This window comes from Arhodomonas aquaeolei DSM 8974, from assembly GCF_000374645.1.
GTDB classification, from domain to species: domain Bacteria; phylum Pseudomonadota; class Gammaproteobacteria; order Nitrococcales; family Nitrococcaceae; genus Arhodomonas; species Arhodomonas aquaeolei.
Map to the genome: position 1 here is coordinate 203,682 of NZ_KB894801.1, position 22,230 is coordinate 225,911.

At 68.4% G+C, this 22,230-nt stretch carries 19 protein-coding genes; 4 read left to right on the top strand and 15 right to left on the bottom strand.

Annotated elements, in window-relative coordinates:
- Window positions 1-60: 60 nt before the first annotated feature.
- Both C516_RS0103245 and rraA read right to left on the bottom strand, forming a co-directional pair.
- On the bottom strand, window positions 61-501 hold the full coding sequence (locus tag C516_RS0103245) for a CBS domain-containing protein (RefSeq protein WP_026320900.1): 441 nt from the start codon (window positions 499-501) through the stop codon (window positions 61-63).
- 98 nt (window positions 502-599) lie between these two features.
- Complete coding sequence (gene rraA, locus C516_RS0103250) at window positions 600-1,079, bottom strand: ribonuclease E activity regulator RraA (RefSeq protein WP_018716932.1); 480 nt, start codon at window positions 1,077-1,079, stop codon at window positions 600-602.
- Window positions 1,080-1,202: 123 nt separating this feature from the next.
- Between rraA and C516_RS0103255 the strand changes: the two genes are divergently transcribed.
- Window positions 1,203-1,958, top strand: coding sequence for a UDP-2,3-diacylglucosamine diphosphatase (locus tag C516_RS0103255; protein WP_018716933.1), 756 nt, complete (start codon window positions 1,203-1,205; stop codon window positions 1,956-1,958).
- On the opposite strand, the gene C516_RS0103260 is transcribed toward C516_RS0103255, so the two are convergent.
- The 5 genes from C516_RS0103260 to proV all read right to left on the bottom strand — a co-directional run bounded on the left by C516_RS0103260 (window position 1,932) and on the right by proV (window position 8,217).
- A complete protein-coding gene (locus C516_RS0103260; protein ID WP_018716934.1) occupies window positions 1,932-4,682 on the bottom strand; it encodes a DUF349 domain-containing protein in 2,751 nt (916 codons plus the stop codon). The two genes, C516_RS0103255 and C516_RS0103260, sit on opposite strands and share 27 nt — an antisense overlap.
- 62 nt (window positions 4,683-4,744) lie before the next feature.
- Complete coding sequence (locus C516_RS0103265; protein ID WP_018716935.1) at window positions 4,745-5,020, bottom strand: Lrp/AsnC family transcriptional regulator; 276 nt, start codon at window positions 5,018-5,020, stop codon at window positions 4,745-4,747.
- A gap of 182 nt (window positions 5,021-5,202) precedes the next feature.
- The gene (locus tag C516_RS0103270) at window positions 5,203-6,087 is read right to left on the bottom strand and encodes a glycine betaine ABC transporter substrate-binding protein (RefSeq protein ID WP_018716936.1); all 885 of its coding nucleotides are present in this window, start codon (window positions 6,085-6,087) and stop codon (window positions 5,203-5,205) included.
- A gap of 81 nt (window positions 6,088-6,168) precedes the next feature.
- Entirely contained in the window at window positions 6,169-7,017 is an 849-nt protein-coding gene (locus tag C516_RS0103275) for an ABC transporter permease (protein ID WP_018716937.1), read from the bottom strand.
- Window positions 7,018-7,023: 6 nt separating this feature from the next.
- Window positions 7,024-8,217 (bottom strand): glycine betaine/L-proline ABC transporter ATP-binding protein ProV, encoded by a 1,194-nt coding sequence (gene proV, locus C516_RS0103280; protein ID WP_018716938.1) that lies wholly within the window; start codon window positions 8,215-8,217, stop codon window positions 7,024-7,026.
- Window positions 8,218-8,547: 330 nt separating this feature from the next.
- Here proV and rlmKL point away from each other — a divergent pair, with 330 nt between their 5' ends.
- The 3 genes from rlmKL (at window position 8,548) to C516_RS0103295 (ending at window position 13,054) form a co-directional block, all read left to right on the top strand.
- The gene (gene rlmKL, locus C516_RS0103285) at window positions 8,548-10,701 is read left to right on the top strand and encodes a bifunctional 23S rRNA (guanine(2069)-N(7))-methyltransferase RlmK/23S rRNA (guanine(2445)-N(2))-methyltransferase RlmL (RefSeq protein WP_018716939.1); all 2,154 of its coding nucleotides are present in this window, start codon (window positions 8,548-8,550) and stop codon (window positions 10,699-10,701) included.
- Between the two features lie 231 nt (window positions 10,702-10,932).
- Window positions 10,933-11,364, top strand: a complete 432-nt coding sequence (locus C516_RS0103290; RefSeq protein ID WP_018716940.1) for a universal stress protein — start codon at window positions 10,933-10,935, stop codon at window positions 11,362-11,364.
- Window positions 11,365-11,410: 46 nt separating this feature from the next.
- Complete coding sequence (locus C516_RS0103295) at window positions 11,411-13,054, top strand: BCCT family transporter (protein ID WP_018716941.1); 1,644 nt, start codon at window positions 11,411-11,413, stop codon at window positions 13,052-13,054.
- 109 nt (window positions 13,055-13,163) lie between these two features.
- On the opposite strand, the gene C516_RS0103300 is transcribed toward C516_RS0103295, so the two are convergent.
- The 8 genes from C516_RS0103300 to C516_RS0103335 form a co-directional block, all read right to left on the bottom strand.
- Window positions 13,164-13,892: a 3'-5' exonuclease gene (locus C516_RS0103300; RefSeq protein ID WP_018716942.1), complete on the bottom strand. Its 729-nt coding sequence runs from the start codon at window positions 13,890-13,892 to the stop codon at window positions 13,164-13,166.
- A 3-nt stretch (window positions 13,893-13,895) separates the two neighbouring features.
- Window positions 13,896-15,800 (bottom strand): DUF294 nucleotidyltransferase-like domain-containing protein, encoded by a 1,905-nt coding sequence (locus C516_RS0103305; protein WP_018716943.1) that lies wholly within the window; start codon window positions 15,798-15,800, stop codon window positions 13,896-13,898.
- Between the two features lie 103 nt (window positions 15,801-15,903).
- Window positions 15,904-16,734: a ferritin-like domain-containing protein gene (locus C516_RS0103310; RefSeq protein ID WP_156831109.1), complete on the bottom strand. Its 831-nt coding sequence runs from the start codon at window positions 16,732-16,734 to the stop codon at window positions 15,904-15,906.
- Complete coding sequence (locus C516_RS18415) at window positions 16,731-17,960, bottom strand: glycerate kinase type-2 family protein (protein WP_040409168.1); 1,230 nt, start codon at window positions 17,958-17,960, stop codon at window positions 16,731-16,733. The genes C516_RS0103310 and C516_RS18415 overlap by 4 nt, the downstream gene beginning before the upstream one ends.
- Window positions 17,957-19,156, bottom strand: a complete 1,200-nt coding sequence (locus tag C516_RS0103320) for an O-succinylhomoserine sulfhydrylase (protein ID WP_018716946.1) — start codon at window positions 19,154-19,156, stop codon at window positions 17,957-17,959. Before C516_RS0103320 ends, C516_RS18415 begins: the two co-directional genes overlap by 4 nt.
- A 207-nt stretch (window positions 19,157-19,363) precedes the next feature.
- Complete coding sequence (purF, locus tag C516_RS0103325; RefSeq protein ID WP_018716947.1) at window positions 19,364-20,884, bottom strand: amidophosphoribosyltransferase; 1,521 nt, start codon at window positions 20,882-20,884, stop codon at window positions 19,364-19,366.
- 16 nt (window positions 20,885-20,900) lie between these two features.
- A complete protein-coding gene (locus C516_RS0103330; protein WP_018716948.1) occupies window positions 20,901-21,515 on the bottom strand; it encodes a CvpA family protein in 615 nt (204 codons plus the stop codon).
- A gap of 44 nt (window positions 21,516-21,559) precedes the next feature.
- Complete coding sequence (locus C516_RS0103335; RefSeq protein ID WP_018716949.1) at window positions 21,560-22,180, bottom strand: SPOR domain-containing protein; 621 nt, start codon at window positions 22,178-22,180, stop codon at window positions 21,560-21,562.
- Window positions 22,181-22,230: the final 50 nt, after the last annotated feature.

Genomic DNA, 22,230 nt, shown 5'->3' on the forward strand with positions numbered 1-22,230 from the left:
GCCGCGTCTCCCCGGCCGCCGTCCACGGCCGCCGCCGGGGCGGCGGCCGTGCGACCGGCCTCAGTAACTGCCTGCAATATATCCGGTAAGATGCTGAATTTCCGTGTCACGATCCGCCATGACCGCCGCTGTGAGGTCGCGTATGGAGATCATCCCGAGCAGCTGGCCACCCTCCATCACCGGCAAGTGCCGGCAGGCACGCTCGTTGACCATCGTCAGTGCCTCCTCGACGGAGGTGTCGGGCTCGATGTAGAAGACCTTGCGGGTCATCACCTGTTCGATAGGCGTACGGTCGTAGTCCAGGCGGCCGTCGATAACCCGGCGGAGGACGTCACGCTCGGTGAAAATACCGAGCAGCGCCTGCTCCGGGTCGACGACCAGTACCGCACCGATGTTGTGCCGGTTCATCATCTGCACGGCATCCGCCACCGAGGCGTCGGGACCGAGCACGTACATCTGAGAGCTCTTGCGATCGAGGATCCTGCGTACCGGTTGCCGCATGGCCGTTCCCTCCTCCAGGGCAGATCCGTTCCCTTCATTTCCGGTTTTATACCCGAAGAACCGCTTTGGGAAGGCACGCGAGGCGGCCGCGAAGTCCGTTAATCGAGGCGTTCGTCGGCCACCACGATGCCGTCCTCGTCCGCGTACAGCCAGTCCTCCGGACGGATGGTCACCCCCGCGAAACTCACGGGGATACCGCGCTCCCCTTCACCGCGTTTTTCACTGCGCCGCGGGTGAACGTTCAACGCCTTTACCCCGATATCCAGTCCGCCGATCTCGCCGGAATCGCGGATACAGCCGTAGACCACGATACCGCTCCAGCCGTTGTCCCGCGCCATCGCGGCGAGGTTGTCGCCAAGCAGCGCACAGCGCAGCGAGCCGCCGCCGTCGACCACCAGCACCCGCCCCTCCCCGGGCTCGGAGAGCGCATCCCGCACGAACGAGTTGTCCTCGAACACCTTGACCGTCAGGACCGGTCCGGAGAAACTCCGGCGACCGCCGTAGTCCGAGAAGATCGGCGTGAGGATGCGAAGACGTCCCTCGTGGGCATCGCACAGATCGGTGGTCGGCGTTGTCATTCCGTGTTCTCCGTGTGTGTCCGTCGGCGACGGCTGCCAAGTTAACCAGCCGCCAACGCGGAGACAAGAGAACCGGTCACGCGCCAGTACCCACGCGGTCGAAACCGGCAACAGAGGTCAAGCATGACGCGGCCACAGCACGACAGTCACGACGCGCCCATCCTGTTCATCTCCGATCTGCACCTGGATCCCGCACGGCCGGCAATCGTGCGCCTGTTCCTGGACTTCCTCGCGGGGGAGGCGCGCAACGCCGGGGCCCTCTACATCCTTGGCGACCTGTTCGAGGCCTGGATCGGGGATGACGCGGTCAGCGCCGACGAGCCGGTCATCGCGGCGATGCGCGCCCTGGTGGAACACCGCGTGCCAGTGCGGGTGATGCGCGGGAATCGTGACTTCCTCCTGGGCGAGACGTTCGCACGCATGACCGGTGCCGGAATGCTCGCAGACCCCTGCACGATCGAGATCGACGGCGAGCCGGTGCTCCTCGCCCATGGCGACGCCCTGTGCACGGATGACGCGGATTATCAGCGTTTCCGCGCCATGGTCCGCGACCCAGAGTGGCAACGGCAGTTCCTCGCCCGCTCCATCGATGAGCGCAAGACCTACGCCGCGGAGGCGCGCTCGCAGAGCAGCGAGCGCAACCAGCGCCTCGACGACACCATCATGGATGTCAACGACGCCGCCGTGGCCGCGACCATGCGGGATCATGGCGTACAGCGGCTGGTCCACGGCCATACTCACCGGCCGGCAGTGCACCGCTTCGAGCTCGACGGCGCCCCTGCCGAACGCATCGTGCTCGGCGACTGGTTCGACCAGGGCAGCGTATTGCGCTGGCACCGGGGCGAGTACGCGCTAAGCGGGCTGCCCCTCAGCGAGTGACCTGACCGCGGCCTCCGCCGCCCGGCGGAAGCGGGCCTGGAGCGCGGGATCCGTCGCCGGGCGCGCATACCACTCGGCGACCAGCGCCCAGATCCGCGCCTCTCGCGGACGCTCGTCCGTCCCCGCCCCGAAGCCGTCGGAGAGCCGCTCCACCTGGAGCTCCATGCGCCGGCGCCGATCCGCTTCCGGCGACCCCAGCCCCGCCAGGATCTCCATGCGCAGACACAGGTCACGCTGGGACGGGTCGTCGTGGGGTGCCGGCGGCTGCGGGGCCAGACGCCCGGCCACCGCCTCGCGCAACGGCTCCAGCAGCGGTTCGTCCTCCGGTAGTCCTTCCAGGGCGTCAGTGTGCCCGGTACCATCCAGGACCGCCTCAAGCCGCGGCAGCAACGCAACGCGCGCCTGCGCCCGCTGCTCGCCGGCGAGGGCGTCGAGCGTCGCACAGGCCCGCTCGAAGCGGCGTCGCACACCGTGACCGCGACGGCTGTCCGGAAGACCGGCGGCCTCCAGCCGCGCGCGGGCATCCGCCACGGCGGCCGCGATTTCTCCGTCGGCGGGCCGCTCTCCCCCTTCGGACGGGATCAGTGCCTCCACCGCCTCGCAGACGCGCTCCCCCTGGGCAATCCGGTCGTCACCTTCCGCACGGCGCGTGCGGCGCGCGGCGTCCCGCCGCTCGAAGATCCGGTCACACGCGGCACGAAAGGCCCGCCAGAGCGCGCGCTCGTCCTTCGGCCGTGCCGATTCCGAGGCCTTCCACCGTTCCTGGAGGGCCTTGGCGTGCTCAGCGGCACGCTCGGGATCATCCGCCTCGGCCAAGGCTTCCGCCTCCGCGACGAGTGCCGTCTTCGCCTCGCGGGCCTGCTCGCGCCGCGCATCGATCCGCTCGGAGAGCGTGTTCATCAATCCCTCGAAACGGCGGGTCAGACCGCGGGTACCGCGGCGATCCACGGGCGCGAAGCCCCGCCAGTCATCACGGGCCGTTCGGCGGATCCGTTCCAGCTCCGCGAGTGCCAGCGTGTCCGTGTCGGTCTCGTCGAGGAACCGTTCGAGCTGGCCGCACACCGTCTGCCGGCCTTCACGATTGGCCTCACGCCGTGCCGCTTCGGCCTCCTGCCATTCCCGGCAACTCTCCCGCGCCTGCTCCGCGGCGGTCTGAAAGCGCTGCCACAGCGCACGTGTGCCGGCGGAATCGGATCCCCCAGTGGCCTTCCATTCCTCGAACAGCTCGCCTATACGGGCCAGGCGCGCCTCCGGCTCCAGGCCGTCACCCTGACCGAGGGCTTCCATTGCCTCGCACAGGCCTTCCTGCTTGGGCGCGACCGCGAAGTGGCGCCAGTCGCGCAGCTCGGCCAGACGTGCCCGGACCCTTGCGACCCGGCGGTCGCGGCCGGGATCCAGCGACCCCGGAACGTCCTCGAGTGCGCGGCGGACCTGCCCCACCGCCCGGCGCGAACGACGCAGTTCACCGGCGGACAACGCCTCGTCGGCGGCGTCCAGCGCCGCGTCCAGGGCCTCCAGCGCGGCCGAGCGTTCGTTGTCCGCGCGCTCGTCCTTACGCGCCTCGTCCGCCGCCTGCCGGCGTTCCCGGATCGCCCCGTGCAGCGCCGTCACCTCCGGAGGTGACGGCAGCTCTTCCGGCCAATTCAGCCGCTCAGCCAGCTCGGTGAGCGAATGGAGGTCGCCGCCTGGATCGGAGAGCCGCTCGGCCAGCGTTACGTAACGCCGGCCGGCCTCGAGCCACAGGCGTGCCCGCCGGGCCTCGTCGCCGTCAGCGTATCGTCCTTCCCCGACCGCCCGTTCCAGGCGGTTGAGCCGTTCCATGGACGGCGCACCCGCGGCCTCCAGCTCCGCCATCACCTCGCCGGCACCCACCGCTGCCGGCGCGTTCGCCGCGGCCCCGGCAGGAGGCGCTTCCGCGTCGCCGGCGGCCGCCTCACGGCCCGCCCGCTCAAGCGCTTCGCCGATCGCCGCCCACGCCCGCTCAAAGCGCTCAATCAGATCGGGGACATCAAGCGGCGGCAGTGCGTCATAGCGGTTTCCGATACGCTCGCGCTCGGCGGCCGTTTCCCGTCCGGCCGGCACCTCGGCGAGCCCCTCCAGGCGCCGGCACAGGTCCTCCAGTACCGCGCGGGCATCCCGCTCGGCCTCCCGTGCCTCCATGATTGCGTCCAGGCGCTGACGCGCCAGGCGCACTATGCGGCGGTCCAGCGCCCGGCCACGGTCGGCGATCTCACGGAGCGTGGGCTCGTCGTCGATCCGCTCCAGCGCCAGTTGGCGCAGGCGAGCGACCGGATCGTGGAGTGCCGCCTCCGCCAGCACGCCGGGGTCCGTCGTCCTTTCCAGGGCAAGACGCCGAAGACCTTCTTCACGCGCCCCGCGCGCCACGTGAGCGACGATCTGGGGATCCGCGCAGGCCTGCAGCGCGGACTCCCGGTGCGCCATGGACAGGGTGTCGCCCCCGGTCAGCAGCTGACAGTAGCGTGCCCGGGCGCATTCCCGCACCGGCGCCTCCGGGTCGCCATCAAGGGCGCGCTCGAGCAGCGCCAGGTCATCCAGTCGTCGCACCGCCGCGGCACGGACGCCCGCATCCGGATCGTCCTCCGCCAGACGGGCAAGCGTTCCGCCCTGTTCCTCATCCGCGATATCGAGCGCGATTACCGCCGCGCGGCGCACCTCCGGATCCCGGTGCGCCCAGCGGGGCCGTCGAAAGCGTTCAAACAGCATGCCGTCTCCTGTATTGCTGCGTCACAGCGCCGCCCCGTCATCCCCCGGCAGCCGGTCCGCACTCACAGGCCGATGCTGAACATGCTCTCCAGGTCGTGACGGCTCTGGGCGCGGAAAGCGATCAGCGTCTCGGTCTCCTCGATGTCGGAGAGGGTCTGCATACGTTCGGTGACCAGTTCGGCAAGCGCCTCATTGCTGGGCACACGGATGATAACAACGAGATCGTAGCGGCCACCGACGGAGTACACCTCGGAGATGCCGTCGATATCGGCAAGGGTGCCGGCGACCTCGTTGACACGACCACGGGCGGCGTTGAGCAGGACGATTGCGGTTACCATTGCCAGGTTCTCCCTGTTGGCTGGGGCCCTCCGCCCCGGAAAGCCGCATTCTAATGCGCGCTGGCGGGCGCCGCCTACCGTCATGACGGCGCGGACGGTGGCCGCACACGAAAAAACCCCCGCCCGAAGGCGGGGGTTTACAGCGGGCCCCGTCGCGCGGAGCCCTGCGGACCGGGACGTACTTACTTGACGTCGCCGGTGACCCAGTAGTCGACCCGGGCCTTGTTGTTGTCGATGTACTTCTGCACCGCCTTCTCGTAGGAGGTCTGCTGCGCGTCGTACATCGCCGCCTCGAGCTCGTCCAGCGGGATCTGCATGCGCGAGAGGAACATCGCGACCTCGGGGTCACGCTGGTAGAAGCCCACGTTCGCGAACGCGTGGATCCGCTCGTAGCTGCCGAGCGTGCCCTTCGGGTCCTTCAGATAACGCATGTCGTAGGCGCCGAACAGCCAGTGCGGGCTCCAGGCGGTCACGACGATCCAGTTGTCACGCTTGACCGCGCGATCCAGGGCCGCGGTCATGCCGGCACCACTGGAGGTCTGCAGGTTGTAGTCATCGAGGCCGTAATCCTCGATCGTCTTCTTCGACAGGCGCGTCAGGCCGGCACCCGGGTCGATACCCGTGATGGTCCCGTCGAGCTTCTCGCGGACGCTGTCCTTCTTGAGATCCTCGATGGAGTTGAGCTCGCTCTTCGGGATGTAATTCGGCACCGCCCAGCCCAGACGCGCATAGCCGTACAGCAGACCCAGGTTGATCGCCTTGACGCCGTCGCTGTTGACCTTGTCCAGGTAGTCCGCGTGCGTGCCCGGCTGCCAGGACATGAGCATCACGTCGATATCGCCGTTGGCGACACCCTGGTACTGCGGGGCGATATCGGTCTGAACCAGCTCGACGTCGCGGTCGAGGCGATTCTCGATGAGGTTCGAGGCCAGCTTGGTCACGAACTCCGCGTCGGACCAGGCGGTCCAGCCGATGCGCACCGGCTCGTTGGACTGCGCCTGGGCGCCGGTAACCATGCCGAGTCCGAGGACTGCGGACAGTACGATTTTCGAGGTCTTTCCGAGCATGTTCTGCTCTCCTCTGTTGCTACATTAGTCGACGCCTATTCGTACGAGCGAACGGCGCCGATTGCCGACTGGCGGCGCCCGCTACTTGCGCGAGCGCTGCCCGAAACTCTGGGTGATACGGTCAAGCAGGATGGCGAGGATGACCACGCCGAGCCCGCCCTCGAAACCGAGCCCCACATTCAGGCGCTGTATACCGGTAAGCACCGTGTTGCCAAGGCCGCCGGCACCGATCATCGAGGCGATGACCACCATCGACAGCGCCAGCATGATGGTCTGGTTGATGCCCGCCATGATCGAGGGCATCGCCAGCGGCACCTGAACCTTGAACAGCAGCTGCCGGTCGGTACAGCCGAACGCGAGCCCCGCCTCGACCTTCTCCTTGCTCACCTGCCGGATACCGAGGTTGGTCAGACGCACCACCGGCGGCATCGCGAAGATCACCGTGGCGATGGTGCCCGGCACCTTCCCGAGGCCGAAGAAGATCGCCGCGGGGATGAGATACACGAATGCCGGCATCGTCTGCATGAAGTCCAGTATCGGGCGCACGATATGCTCGACGATCTCGTTGCGCGCCATCCAGATCCCCACAGGTATCCCGACGACCAGCGCCACGAAGCTCGAAGCGAGCACCAGCGCCAGCGTCTGCACGGTTTCGTCCCACAGGTTCATGCCCAGGATGACCAGCATCGCGAGCAGGGCGAACACCCCGAAACGCCAGCCCACGCGCCAGAAGGCGATGCCGACGATGATCAGCGCCAGCACCTCCGGCGGCAGGAAACTCAGGATCCCCTCGAGACCGTCCGCGACGAACCCGATCACCGCCGCGATGCCGTCCAGCATGCCGGTGAGGTTGTTCTGGACCCAGTCGACGCCGAGCTCGACGTACTCGCCGATCGGTAGCTGGTAGTTGTCTGGGAAGATACTCGCCATGTCTGATTACCCCGTCCGGTCCAGCGTCCGCAGAATGGAGGTCTTGGAGATGCTCCCAAGGTACTTGCCGTCAGCATCCACCACCGGCAGCGGCCAGCGGCTGCCCGCCACCTTGCCGACGACCTCCTGCATGGGCGTGTCGTCCGGTATGGGTTCGACCTCCTCGAGGAACGCGTCCGCGTACTCGGGCTCGCCACCCTTGTCGAGCAGGGCGTTCAGCGAGTCCATGCTCACCGTGCCCTGGTACTGGCGACCCCGGTCGATCACGACCGCGACGTCGCGGTCGTGCTGGCGCATGCGCTCCAGCGCCGCATTGACGCTCATCCCCGGGCGCTCGATGACCGTGACCTGCTTACGGTTGGCGATGTCGCCGGCGGTGTAGACCTGGCTGACGTCCACCCCATAGAAGAACGAGCGGACGTAGTCGTTTGCCGGGTTGCTCACGATCTCCTCGGGGGTGCCGACCTGCACCACGAAGCCGCCCTGCATGATGGCGATGCGATCACCGATGCGCATGGCCTCATCCAGGTCGTGGGAGATGAACACCACGGTGCGCTTGTGCTTCTGCTGCAGCGCCAGCAGCTCGTCCTGCATCTCCGTGCGGATCAGCGGGTCGAGTGCCGAGAACGCCTCGTCCATGAGCATGATCGACGGCCCCACGGCCAGCGCGCGGGCAAGGCCAACGCGCTGCTGCATGCCGCCGGAGAGCTCGTCCGGGTAGCTGTTGGCGTTGGCCTTCAGGCCCACCTGCTCGAGCGCCTCCAGCGCCTTGTTCTCGCGCTCGCCACGCTCGGTACCCGCAACCTCCAGGCCGAAGGCGGCGTTCTCGAGGACAGTCCGGTGCGGCATCAGCGCGAAAGACTGGAACACCATGCTCATGTCATGGCGGCGCAGGTTGATCAGCTCCGACTTGCTCATCGACGTCACGTCCTGGCCGTCTATGTAGACACTGCCCCGCGTGGGCTCGATGAGGCGGTTGAGCATGCGCACCATGGTCGACTTGCCCGAACCGGACAGCCCCATAATCACGAATATCTCACCTTCCTGGATAGAGAAGCTGGCCTGCTGGACGCCGACCGTGTTGCCGGTTTTTTCGAAGATCTCGTCCTTGTTGAGCCCCTGCTCCAGAAGGCGTAGCGCCTCATCCGGATCGGGGCCGAAGACCTTGTAGAGATCCTCGACGACTATCTTGTCAGTCATGCGGAGTGTAGCCCTTCGTCTGCTTTCAGTTCATCTTGATCGATCAGCACGCAAGCGCGTCCGGATAACCGCCGCAAAGCGACCGCGGCCGGGCCGGACGTGGGAAATCCCGTTAGTTTTCATCCTCCGCCTATCGTGATCTTGCCCCGTCCACGCAATAGGCGGCATCTATGAAAACTCAGGAAAACCTTAAGGCCCACTTATTTCAACCTACCATGCCATGCCGCGACTGGCTAGTCGGCGCCCGTTCCGGGCCACGCGACTGGTATAGTCACGCACCGGCCGATTCGCAACACGGGCGCGTCTCCAACCCGTCTTCACAGGGACAGAATGAGCGATACAGATCACGCTTTTTTCGCCGCCGTTCCCCGCAATCTCGAGGGCCTTCTCCGCGACGAGCTGACCGCGCTCGGTGTCGTCGGTGCCCGCGAGACCCGTGCCGGCGTGACCTGGCAGGGCGACGTCGCCACGGCGTTGCGGGCGTGTCTGTGGTCGCGTCTCGCCTCGCGGGTATTGCTGACTCTCGGCAGCGGCGACGCGGCGGACGAGCAGGCCCTGCTCGCGTGCGTGCGCGCCCTGCCCTGGGAAGCGCACCTCACGGCGGACACGCCTTTCGTGGTGGACTTCACCGGCCATAACGCCTCGCTGCGCGACAGCCGGCACAGCGCCCGCGTGACCAAGGATGGCATACGTGCGCGCTTTCACGACCTCGGCCTCGAGGCACCGACGGCGAACCCCGGCGGTGAAGCCCTGCGCTGCAACGTCCGCTTGTCCGGGTCCCACGCGAGCGTCTACATCGATATCGGCGGTGGCGCACTGCACCGCCGCGGATACCGTCGCGCCGCCCGCGAGGCGCCGCTCAAGGAGAACCTCGCCGCCGCGCTGCTCGTGCGCGCGGGCTGGCCTGCCGTCGCGGAGCGCGGCGGCGCCTTCGCCGACCCGTTCTGCGGGGCCGGCACACTGGTGGTCGAGGCGGCCATGATGGCCGCGGACATCGCCCCCGGGCTTCATCGCGAGCCCTCTGGCACCCGCTTCTGGCGGGGGTTCCCAGCGGACACCTGGCGGGCCCTGCTCGAGGAAGCGCGGGAGCGCGCCCGCGACGGCCTTCACCGTCTGCCGCCGCTTTTTGCCGGAGACATCGATCCGGAGGCGATCCGGGTCGCCCGCGAGAACGCCGTTCGTGCCGGCCTCGAGGGCCGCATCACGTTCCGCACCGGCGATGTGCAGGACTGGGCTGGCCCCGGCGACGTGACGGCCGGCCTGCTGATCACCAATCCGCCCTGGGGCCAGCGCCTGGAGACCAACCGGCCGGTGGAACGGCTGTACATGGCCCTGGGGGACTGGGCGCGCACCGCCGTTCCGGGATGGCGGATGGCGGTGTTCACCGGCCACTCCCAGCTGCTTGCCGCCCTGGGCCTGCGGGCGGACCGGGTCTATCGCTTTCACAACGCACGGCTGCCGGCGCGGCTCGGCCTCTATACCCTCGCGGCCGAGCCGGCGGCGCCACAACGGACGGCGACCGCGGACGCCCCCGCGGACCTCGTCAACCGGCTGCGCAAGAACCTCCGTCACCGCCGCCGCTGGGCGCGGCGCGAGGGCGTCGACGCGTTTCGCGTTTACGACGCCGACCTGCCCGAGTACGCCTTCGCAGTGGATGTCTACAACGGCGAGGAAGGCGTCTGCGCCCACGTCGCGGAATACGCGCCGCCGGAGAAGATCGCCCCGCGCAAGGCCGAGCGGCGGCGGCGTGCCGCAATCGCCGCTGTCGCCGAGGTGCTGGAACTCGCCCCGGAGGCGGTCGTACTCAAGATCCGGCGGCGCCGGCGCACGGGCAGTCAGTACGAGCGCCAGGGCGAGCACGCGCTGGAGCGTATCGTTCACGAAGGCGGTGCCCGGCTGCGGGTGAACCTGACAGAGCGCCTCGACACGGGGCTGTTCCTGGACTCCCGCGGGATCCGCCGCCGCCTCGCGGACGGCGCAGACGGCCTGCAGGTGCTGAACCTCTACTGCTATACGGGCAGCGCCACCGTGCAGGCCGCGATGGCCGGTGCTCACACCACCAGCGTGGACCTGTCACGCACGTACCTTGCCTGGCTACGCGGCAACATGGGTCTCAACGGTATCGATCCTGCCTCCCACCGGATCTTCCGGGCCGACTGCAGGGAATGGCTCACCGAGGCGGCCGAGCGCGGCGAGCGCTTCGACCGCGTCCTGCTGGATCCGCCGTCGGTCTCACGTTCACGCCACGGCGGCACGTCCCTCGACATCCAGCGGGACCACGTCGAGCTGATCGAGGCCGCGTCGGCGTTGCTCGCCCCCGCGGGAGTGCTGTACTTCGTCACCAACCGCGTCCGCTTCAGCCTGGACGGGCCACGGCTCGGGACGCTCGGCCTCGTGACCCGCGAGATCACCTCCGAGACCGTTCCGGCCGACTTCCCGCGCCGCCCGCCTCCCCACCGGAGCTGGCTGGTCAGCCGCGCCTGACCGCCTGTCCGGCGCGCCGGCATTGGGCTGCGGCGCGTCTGTCTGTAGACTCCGCGCGACGTACGGTGATGCCGCACGCGTGGCACTTCGCGCCACGCCAAGGTACCGTGACGAGAAAAAGAAGAGGCAGGCCCTCCAAAAAGCCGGGGGCCGACGGCCCTGCCGACTCCGAGCCGGGCCGGCTCCAGGCGCTTGCAATACAGTCGAAAGCAGCACTGGGAGACAGGCAGAATGTACTCGAAGATCATGGTGCCGGTGGACCTGGCACACCTGGAAGTCCTACAACCCGCACTCAAGACGGCCTCGGATCTGGCGCGTCACTATGGCGCCGAAGTCTGCTACGTGGGCGTGACTGCCACCACACCCGGCAGCGTGGCCCGCACGCCCGAGGAGTACCAGCAGAAGCTCGAGGCGTTCGCACGGGAACAGGCCGGTGATCACGGCCAGCGGGCGAGCGCACGCATGATCACCTCACCGGATCCGATCGCCGATCTCGACGACGTCCTTCTCCAGGCGATCGAGGACACCGGCGCGGACCTGGTGGTCATGGCCACTCACCTGCCGCGTCATCTCGACGCCGTCATGCCCTCCCACGGCGACAGGATCGCCGCGCACACGGAACAGTCGGTGTTCCTCGTACGCGTACACAACCGCGACGGATAACCGACGGCCCACACCCACTCCAATTTCTCCGAAAGGGGTCACTACCGTGGATAAGCAGTCAAACGACAACAACGCACAGGAGCCGGACAACGGCTCGGTCGGCGTGCCCGCACCGGAGGGGCCGGCCAATCTCATCGATACCGATTACGTCATCGGGCAGGACAACGTCGCCACCACCAAGTTCGGCCTGGAAATCGACCTGCACGGCAAGGTGTTCAGCATCTCCGCGCTGATCATCCTGTTCTTCGTAATCATCACGCTCGCGCTGCAGGACCAGGTCGGCCCGGCATTCACGGCGCTGCGGCCGTGGCTGACCAACAACATGGCGTGGTTCTTCCTGTTCTCCGCGAACATCTTCGTCCTACTCGCCGTAGTGCTGATATTCACGCCCCTCGGGCGGGTCCGACTGGGCGGCATGCACGCGAAGCCCGACTTCAGCTACATGGGCTGGTTCGCGATGCTCTTCGCCGCCGGCATGGGCATCGGCCTGATGTTCTACGGCGTGGCCGAGCCCATGACGCACTTCGGCACGTCGCTGAGCGGCAGTGACTGGGCCCCGCTGGGCGGTGCACCGGGCAACGAGCAGGCAGCTCTGAACCTCGGCATGGCGGCCACGATCTTCCATTGGGGCCTGCACCCCTGGGGTATCTACGCCATCGTCGCCCTCGCTCTGGCGTTGTTCTCGTTCAACAAGGGCCTGCCGCTGACGATGCGCTCCATCTTCTACCCGATCCTCGGCGAGCGGGTCTGGGGCTGGCCCGGGCACGTTATCGACATCGTCGCGGTGTTCGCCACTCTGTTCGGTCTCGCCACCTCCCTCGGTCTCGGCGCCAAACAGGCGGCCGCCGGCCTGGAGTACCTGTTCGGCATCCCGGGTGGCGAGGTGACGATGGTGCTGCTGATCACCGGCATCACCTGCGTCGCGCTGACCTCCGTGCTGCTCGGCGTGGACAAGGGCGTGCAGCGGCTCTCGCAGATCAACATGGTGCTTGCCGCCCTGCTGCTGCTGTTCATCATCATCGTCGGGCCGACCATGCTGATCCTTTCCGGGTTCTTCGAGAACCTGTGGAACTACGCCGCGGACCTGCCGGCACTGGCGAATCCGTTCGGCCGCCAGGATTCGAACTTCATGGAGGGCTGGACCTCCTTCTACTGGGCCTGGTGGATCTCCTGGTCGCCCTTCGTCGGCATGTTCATCGCGCGCGTAAGCCGCGGCCGCACCGTGCGCGAGTTCATCATCGCCGTCCTGCTCGTGCCGACCGTGATCTCGGTGCTGTGGATGACGGCCTTCGGTGGCGCGGCGATTGACCAGTTCGTCAGCAATGGCTTCCAGGGCGTGAAGGAGGCGGCTCTGGAGCTTAAGCTGTTCGCGATGCTGGGGCAGATGCCGCTGACCACCATCACCTCCTTCATCGGCATCGTCCTGGTGATCGTGTTCTTCGTGACGTCCTCGGACTCCGGCTCGCTCGTGATCGACTCCATCACCGCCGGTGGCAAGGTGGACGCGCCCAAGCCCCAGCGTGTGTTCTGGGCGGTCATCGAGGGCGCCATCGCCATCGCACTGCTCGTCGGTGGCGGGGCCGAGGCCCTGCAGGCCATGGTGATCTCCACCGGCCTGCCGTTCACACTGGTCCTGCTCGCGGCGTGCTACGCCATCATCGTAGGCCTCAAGGACGAGCCCAGGGGCTGACGCCCCGAACCGCAGGGGGCGCCGCCGGCGCCCCCTGCGCCCTCCCCACCGTTATCCCGTTCCCGGAAAACCATCGCTCCACCGGTGGTGACCGGAGTGGCCGTCCTGCCTAGCTCCAGAGTCGACCCACGGGCATGTCCCGCCGGAGGTGGGTGGCCACCTGCGCCTGGAACAACTCCGCGGTGGCGAGCGCGTCCACCAGAGCGTGGTGCCCCTGGTAAACCGGCAGGCCGTAACGCTGGCGACTGTCATTGAGGCGTATGGACACCGGCGGGTGGCCCAGCCACCGCCGGAAACGGGCCCACAGGGACAGCCGGTGGCGATGGGCCTCGATGGCCATCGTGTCGACCACGGGGAACAACAGGTGCTCGCCGACTCGGGCCTTCGCCGCAGCGTCCAGGAACGAGCGCTCGATGTTGCGGTAGTGCACGACCACCACGCGGCCGGCCATCGCCTCCAGCAGTGACGGGAGCACCTCCACGAAATCCGGCGCGTTCTCGATATCCGTGTGGGTAATGTGGTGGAAGGTAACGGAGAGGCTGCTCAACGCCCGGGGCGGATGCACCACCCAGTAGTGGCGGTCTGCCAGGCGGATGCGGTCGAGATCGAAAGGCACGACCCCGACGCTCACGATGGCGTGGCGGGCCTCGTCCAGGCCGGTGGTTTCGATATCCAGGGCCAGGAAGGACACCTCCCCGATCGGCGTGTCCGCCGACGGCAGGCCGGCGCCATAGTACCGCGCCAGGGCCGGGACCCGGGACCCGGCGGCGCGGGCGGCGATGTACGGCCCCCACTGGTTCGCCCCGGAGCGGCTATGTGACCGCCAGCGCCCGCGCACGGGTTAACGCCCCCGCGTCGGCGCCGGGTAGCGGAACTTCAGGAACTTCTGGGCATTGCTCAGGGCCTGGAAGGCCTCCTTGAGATTGTGGCGCTCGCTGTCCGGGACGTTTTCCGGCTCGATGTTGTTGTCCGGCTCGCGCTCCTGCTCGAGGTCGATCACCTGGTGGCGAATGCGCGACATCGTCAGGAACTCCAGCGCGTAACGCAGCCGGTCCGCCACGCCCGGACCCAGAAGCTGGGTACGCCCGATCTGATCCAGTCGGTCAAAGGAGTTCTGCGCGCGGGCGCCGCACGCGAGCGCGTGGACGCGGATGAGGTCCACCAGTGGCGCTGTTCCGCGGCGCTTGAGGTTGATGGAGTTGTTGTGGCGGCCGTCGTGTTCCATGACGAAGTTGCGGAAGAAACCGAGTGGCGGCGTGCGATTGAGCGCGTTTCGCGCCATCGCCGCGAGGAAGCGTTCGTTGCCCTTCGCGCGTTCCGCGACGAGGTCCTGTAGTGCCTCCACGAACCGGTTCTCACCGTACACCGCGTCCAGGTCGAAAAAGATGGAGCTGTGCAGCAGGCGCTCCGGCGTCGGCTCGTCGATCCAGTTCCGGAAGTACGCCTTCCACTGCGACAGGGGCTGGCGCCAGCGCGGGTTGGTCGCCATGATGTCGCCCTTGCAGTAGCTGTAGCCGCAGGCGGCCAGACCGTCGCTCACGTAGCGCGCCAACGCCTCGAAATAGGCGTCGTGACTGTCCGGATCGAAGTCGTCGCTCAGCACCAGGGCATTGTCCTGATCGCTGACGATGGTCTGCTCGTCACGGGCCATCGAGCCCATGACCATGAAGCAGTAAGGCACGGGCGGCGGCCCGAGCACCTGTTCTGCGAGCTCCAGCAGCCGCCGGGTGAAGCTGCGACCGATCGTCGACAGGGCGCTACCGATCATTCGCGAGTCCGCGCCATCGTTGACCATGCGTACCAGCGCCGCGCGCACGTCCGGCAACAGCCGCGCGAGTCCCACGGGCGTGGGCTGATTGAAGATGCTGTCGACCAGGTAGAGGCTGCTCTGGGTCTCGTAGCGGATGATGTCCGAGAGGTGAACAATGCCTACGGGACGCCGGCGGTGCACGACCGGCAGATGGTGGACGTTATTGCGGAGCATGCACAGCATCGCCTCGTAGACGGACTCGTCCGACTGGATCGCGATCAGCCGGTCGCCGACCACCTCGCCCACCGGGGTGTCCGGCGAGCGCCCCTCCGCCACCACCCGGGTACGGAAATCGCTGTCGGTGAGGATGCCGCGGACCTGCCACTGCTGGCCCTCACGGTCGGTGTAGGTATAGCGCGGGTCCGCGACGGCGGCGTCCACCACCAGCACCGCCGAGGCCTGGGAGGCGGTGATCCGCTGCGCCGCCTGCTGTACGGACACGGTCGACTCGACCATCTGCGGCGCCCGGGTCAGGAGCTTGCGGACCCGGGTGACCATCATCTCGTTGTTCTTGCGCTGCTCCTCCACCGCCGCCTCCAGACGGGGCCGGCCCAGCTCGACGAAGTCGGCGAACTGGTCGTCGGATTCGCACAGCCGCCAGAACGCTGTCTCGGGGATGAAGTAGATCAGGCTGTCTTCCAGGGCGGTCGCCGGGAAGCGCACGCGGTGATTGCGCAACAGGCTGAAGTGCCCGAAGACGTCGCCCTCGCCGAGGCGGTCGAACAGGGTCCCGCTGCGGCGGTAGACTTCCACCGCGCCGCTGCGCACGTAGCAGAGACGCTCGATCGGCTGATCGAGCTCCAGGATGGGCGTACCCGCCTTGTAGTAGGCGACCTCGACCTGCCCGGCCACTTCGTCCAGGAGGTCGTCGGAGATCCGGTCGAACGGGGGGAAACGCCCCATGTGCTGGCGGATCTCGAGGAGTTCAACGTCCATGGCTAGCGCTCCCGTGTCGCCTGCTCCCGCGCGGGCGCCGCCGGCCGATGACGGCGCCCGCCGACTGTAGCATCCCGCCGCACCCCCCTGGGCAGACGCCCCGCTATGCGCGGCCCCGCGCCGCGTCAGCATCGCGTTCCAGGGCCTCGATCTCCCGGTCGGAGAACCCCGCAGCCCGGCGTGCGTCGACATTGAACGGGCCGCGGAGAGCACCGCGCATGTAGGTGTCCAGCAGCTCGGGGAAAAGCGCCTCGGCATCGAGCCCGCGCCCCGCACAGGCCCAGGTGAACCAGCGGGACCCGATCGCCACATGGGCGACCTCCTCGTCCAGGATCGTCCGCAGGATGTCGGCCGAGACGGTATCGCCGGCCTGCTCCAGACGGTCGATCATGCCGGGCGTGACGTCCAGGCCGCGCGCCTCCAGCACCCGGGGCACCAGCGCCATGCGCACCATGACGTCGTGGGCGGTCTTCTCCGCCATCTCCCAGAGGCCGTTGTGTGCGGGGAAATCGCCGTAGCCGTAGCCCAGATCGCCGAGGCGGTTCGCGACCATCCGGAAGTGCCGTGCCTCATCCGCGGCGACACGCAGCCAGTCGCCGTAGTAATCCGCCGGCATGCCCCGGAAACGGTAGGCGGCATCCAGGGCCAGGTTGATGGCGTTGAATTCGATGTGTGCCACCGCATGAAGCAATGCCGCGCGGCCGGCGGCACTGCCCAGCCGCCGTCTCGGCACGTCGGCCGGCGAAACCAGCTGCGGGCGTGGCGGCCTTCCCGGCGCGGCGATGGGCCCCGGCGTGCTGTCATCCGGCGGCGCCAGCCGCCCACCTTCCCAGTCGGCGTGAAGCACCTTCGCCGCCTCGGCCTTCATTCCGGGATCAGACTCATCGAGGCACGCCCGCAGCCGGCGGGCCGTATCCGCAGACCGCGCCGTCATTCCGCCTCGCGCAACCCGATCACCAGGTCCATGACGTTCGTGCCCGTCGGCCCGGTCTCGATGAGATCACCGCTGCAGGAGAGAAAGCCGCCCGCGTCCGCCCGCCTCAGCGCCGTCTCGGCATCGGCCCCGTAAGCCGCACCCCGCCTGAGCGTGCCCCCGTCGACCAGGGCGCCGGCCGCCTCCGACGCGCCGTCCGCGCCGTCCGTGCCGCCGGCTAGCAGGCCTGTCCCGGCACTGCCGGCCAGCTCACAGGCCGCCGCTAGCGCGAGCGCCTGCATACGCCCGCCCCGGCCGGGATTCTCAGGCAATACCACGGTGGGCTCACCACCGCGCAGATGGACGCCGGGCGGCGCATCGCGCAGGCCCGCACCGATACGGTGACCGAGCGCGACCGCATCCCCTTCGAGGGGGTCGTCGGCATGATCGTGCACCGCGTAGCCGAGCCGGCGCGCCTCGGCGGCCGCCGCCTCCACCGCGTGGCGATTGGTCGCGACCAGATGGGTGTCGAGCCCGCCGAGTCCGGGGTCATCCGGCGTCGGCGACGGGTCAGCCACCGGCATGAGCTCGTCGTAGCCCTCGGGCAGCGCGCCGGCGTCGGACGCCGGCGCCGCGACGAAAGGACCGGAGCCGATCACCGCCGGGTCGTCCCCGGGGACATCGGAGATGATCAGCTGGCAGGCCGTTCGCCCGGCGAGTCGGACACCGAGCCGCCCCCCTTTTACCGTGGAGAAGCGCCGGCGGATCCGGTTCATGTCGCCGATGGCGAGCCCGCCCGCCAGCATGCGGCGGTTGAGGGCCGCAAGCTCCGCCTCGCCGGCGCCGCCGGGCAGGCGCTCCATCAGTGCCGAGGCACCGCCCGAGATCAGCACGAGGAAGCGGGCGTCCGCCGGCGCCTCCTCCAGCAGCGTCACCGCGGCGTCACCGGCGGCGAGGCTACGCGCATCCGGCACGGGATGGGCGGAACTGATCATGCGCAGCCCCGGCACACCGTCCAGCGCCGGATCTTCATAGCCTTCCCGGGTGATGACCAGCCCGCCGAGCAGGCGCTCACCGAGAACGTCCCTTGCACCCAGGGTCATGGCGGCGGCGGCCTTGCCGACCGCGATGAGGTGCCACTGGCCGGACAGCGGGTGGGCCCGCAGCCATTCGCGCACGGCGGGCCGGCCGGCGACGGCCCTGATACCGGCACGGTACATCGCCTCCAGGTCCCCGCATGCACTCATGTCCGCCCCCCGGCGGAGAGCCCGCGATCCAGGTCCGCCCTGATGTCGTCAACGTCCTCCAGGCCCACCGACATCCGCAGCAGGCCGTCGCCGATGCCCGCGACGTCCCGCTGGGCCTGGGTATTTCGGCCATGGGTGGTGGTCGCCGGGTGGGTGATGGTCGAGCGGGTATCGCCCAGGTTGGCGGTAATGGAAAGCAGCCGCGTGGCATCGACCACTCGCCACGCCGCCTCGCGTCCACCGACCACGTCGAACGAGACAATTCCGCCGAAACCCCGCTGTTGACGGGCGGCAAGCGCATGCTGGGAATGCCCGGGAAGCCCCGGATAGTACACGTGTGCCACCGCCGGGTGCGCGTCCAGCCACTCTGCAACCGCCTGGGCGGCCTCGCAGTGCGCGCGCATGCGGACCGCCAGTGTTTCCAGGCCCTTCAGGAAGACCCAGGCGTTGAACGGGCTCATCGACGGCCCGGCAGTGCGCAGGAACCCGTGCACCTTGCGGCCGACCCGTTCGGAATCGCCGACGACCGCGCCGCCCACACAGCGGCCCTGGCCATCGAGATACTTGGTCGCCGAGTGCACGACGATGTCCGCCCCCAGGTCGAGCGGTCGCTGGAGCGCCGGTGTACAGAAGCAGTTGTCCACCACCAGAACGGCGTGATTGGCGTGGGCGATCTCCGCCACGGCGGGGATGTCGGCAAGCTCCGTGAGCGGGTTGGAGGGCGTCTCCAGGAAGAACATCCGCGTGTTGGACTGGACCGCGGCGGCCCAGGCCTCAGTATCCGCGAGGGGGACGAAGGTGGTCTCGATGCCGAACCGCGCCAGGTGGTTGGTAAGCAGCGAGACGGTGGAGCCGAACAGGCTGTCCGAGGCGACGATGTGATCCCCGCTGTCCAGCAGCGACATGACCGTGGACAGGATGGCCGCCATGCCGGAGGCCGTGCCACGCGCGCACTCGCCGCCCTCCATCGCCGCGAGGCGGCGCTCGAAGGTTCGGACGGTGGGGTTGGTGAAGCGCGAATAGATATTGCCGGGCTCACGCTCGGCGAACTTCTCGGCGGCCTCCGCCGCGCTGGAGAACACGAAACTCGAGGTCGGGAAAATCGCCTCGGCGTGCTCCTGCTCGGGAGTCCGGTCGTGACCGGCGCGAACGCCCAGGGTGGCAAGCCCCCAGGCGTCGGTGTCGCTGTCGCTCATAGCGCCCTCTTCAACTGGATTTCGACGGGGCGGGCGGAGGGAGACGAGCGAACCAGGCCGCTGCTCCACGCTTTAGCCGTATTTGCTGACCGGTCTCCGAAGAAGGCCGGCACGCGGCGCCCGCAAGCTGGGGATCAAATCGGCGCCCCAATCCGCGGCCACAGTGGCGGCAGATTGACGTGACGTTATGTCCCGGCCCCGGGCATGTCAATCCGCGTTGCCGAGGACCCGGTCCAGGTTGGCGGCCGCGCCCTGGCCCTCGGTGGCCGCCTTGGCCTCGTCCGAGCGCGCGTTCTCGAGGTCCTGGAGATAGCCCTCGGTGACGTCACCCGTGACGTAGCGGCCGTCGAAGCAGGAGCAGTCGAAGCCCGTAAGCGCGGGATTGCCCTCGCGCACGGCGGTCGCGAGGTCTTCCAGATCCTGGTAGATCACCCCGTCCGCCCCGATCACCCGCGCGATCTCGTCCTCGTCGCGGTTATGGGCAAGGAGCTCGTGGGCGGCCGGCATATCGATGCCATAGACGTTCGGGTAGCGCACCGGCGGCGCCGCGGAGGCAAAATAGACCTTGTTCGCGCCGACCTCGCGGGTCATCTGGATGATCTGCTGGCTGGTCGTGCCGCGCACCACCGAGTCGTCCACGAGCAGGACGTTCTTGCCGTGAAACTCCAGTTCGATGGGGTTCAGCTTCTGGCGCACGGACTTCTGGCGCACCGCCTGGCCCGGCATGATGAACGTCCGGCCGATGTAACGGTTCTTGATGAAGCCCTCGCGGTAGGTCAGGCCGAGCTCATTGGCCATATCCAGCGCTGCCGTGCGGCTGGTGTCCGGCACCGGGATGACCACGTCGATGTCATGATCGGGCCACTCGCGCATGATCTTGTGGGCAAGCATCCGCCCCATGCGCAGACGCGACTTGTACACCGAGACGTCGTCGATGATCGAATCCGGGCGCGCCAGGTAGACGTACTCGAAGATGCACGGGTTGAGCTGCGGGTTCTCCGCGCACTGCCGACTGTGGAGCTGCCCTTCGAGGTCGATGAACACCGCCTCGCCGGGGGCGACGTCACGTACCCGCTCGAAGCCCAGCACGCTCAGGGCGACGCTCTCGGAGGCGATCATGTACTCCGTGCCCGCCTCCGTCTCCCGGCGACCGAAGCACAACGGCCGGATGCCGTAGGGATCGCGGAACCCGAGCACGCCGTAGCCATTGATCATCGCCACTGCGGCGAAGCCGCCGCGGCAACGGCGCTGGATGCCCGCGACGGCGTCGAAGATCTCGTCCGGCCCGATGCGCAGCTTGCGCATCTCGCCGAGCTCGTGGGCGAAGACGTTGAGCAGGATCTCCGAGTCGGAGTTGGTGTTGATGTGGCGCAGATCCTGGAGATAGAGATCGCGCTTGATCTCCTCGGCGTTGGTGAGGTTGCCGTTATGGGCAAGGCTGATCCCGTAGGGGGAATTCACGTAGAACGGCTGCGCCTCCGCCGAGCTCGAACACCCCGCGGTGGGATAGCGCACGTGCCCGATGCCCACGTTGCCCTGGAGCTGGAGCATGTGCCGGGTCCGGAAGACGTCGCGCACCAGGCCATTGCTCTTGCGCAGGAACAGACGTCCCTGGTCATAGGTCATGATGCCCGCGGCGTCCTGGCCCCGGTGCTGGAGCACGGTCAGGCCGTCGTAGAGCGCCTGGTTGACCGGGCCGCAGCCGACCATGCCGATCACACCGCACATTGTTTCCTACCTCCGATTACTCGATGACACCGCCGTCCGCACCGGCCGCCAGCCCCTCCGTGGAGCGGCGGACCAGCGTTGGACGCCGGCAGAACTCGTCCCAGTAGCGCGACAGCCGCTCGCCCCGCTCGCCGGCGCCGGTCCCGGGGACCCGCAGCCGGAAGTCCTCCAGCCAGCCCTCGACGCCGAGCGAACACACCCGCGGCGTCATCCAGGCCGCAATCACGGAGCGCTGCCACCAGCCCTCCCGTGGCAGTGTCGTCAGTCCGGCAGCGAGGATGAGCGCAGCGATGATCACCGCCCCGCGGGCGGCGCCGAAGACCGCCCCCAGGGTGCGGTCCGTGCCGCTCAGACCGGTGCGCCCGACAAGCTGGCGGGCAAGGTGGTTGAGGAGCCCGCCGGCGAGCAGGACCGCCACGAACAGCGCGCCGAAGGCCACGGCCATGCGCACCGTCGGCGAGGCGATCAGTCCATCCAGCCATACCGCCACCGGCGCGGTGAACCGCACCGCCGCCCAGATTGCCGCAATCCAGGTGACGATGGAGAGACACTCGCGCACGAACCCGCGCACGAGGCTGATGATCACCGATATGGCGATCACCGACAGGAAAACAATATCGAGCCAGCTCAAGTTGACGGCACCGGATCAGCGACGGTGAGTCGGGCGCGCACAGGCTAGCGGGAGACCACGAGCACGGGCAAACCCTCCTTCCCGGAGAGTTCCTTCGCGAGGCTGTCGGCACGTTCCCGGGACGCCACGGGGCCGACACGCACCCGGAATATCGCATTGCCGTCGGCCTCCGCCTCGGCGACGTAGACATCGTAACCCTTACTGCGCAGGCGGTCGCGTACCGCGACCGCGTTGGCGCGCTCGCTGAACCCACCCACCTGCACGGCCCAGCCCCCCTCCTGCGGGGCCGCGGACTCGGCCGGGGCCCCGTCGGCGGCGGGCTCCGGGCTGGACGGCGTCTGATCCGCCGCCGTAGCGGACGCCGACGGCTGCGTCTCCGCGGAGCCGGTGGCACCGGTATCCGTCTCCCCGGCGCCGGCTCCGTCGTTCGCCGGCATCTCCGGCTCCGGCACGGCCTCCTGGTCCGCACCGGGATCCGGCGCCTCTGCGACGCCCTTGTCCGGCAAGCCCGCGTCCGGCGCTTCCTCGCCGGCCGGCGGCACGTCCATGGGCACGTCGATCCGCCGCTCCTTCACGGGCCCTTCCAGCAGCATGGGCAGGAAGATCACCACGAGGGCGACGATGATGGTGGCTCCGGCCAGACGGTGCTTGAGTCGCGTATCCACGCCATCCCCCAAGATCAAGATGCAGTCCCAGGCATCACCGCGGTGCGGGC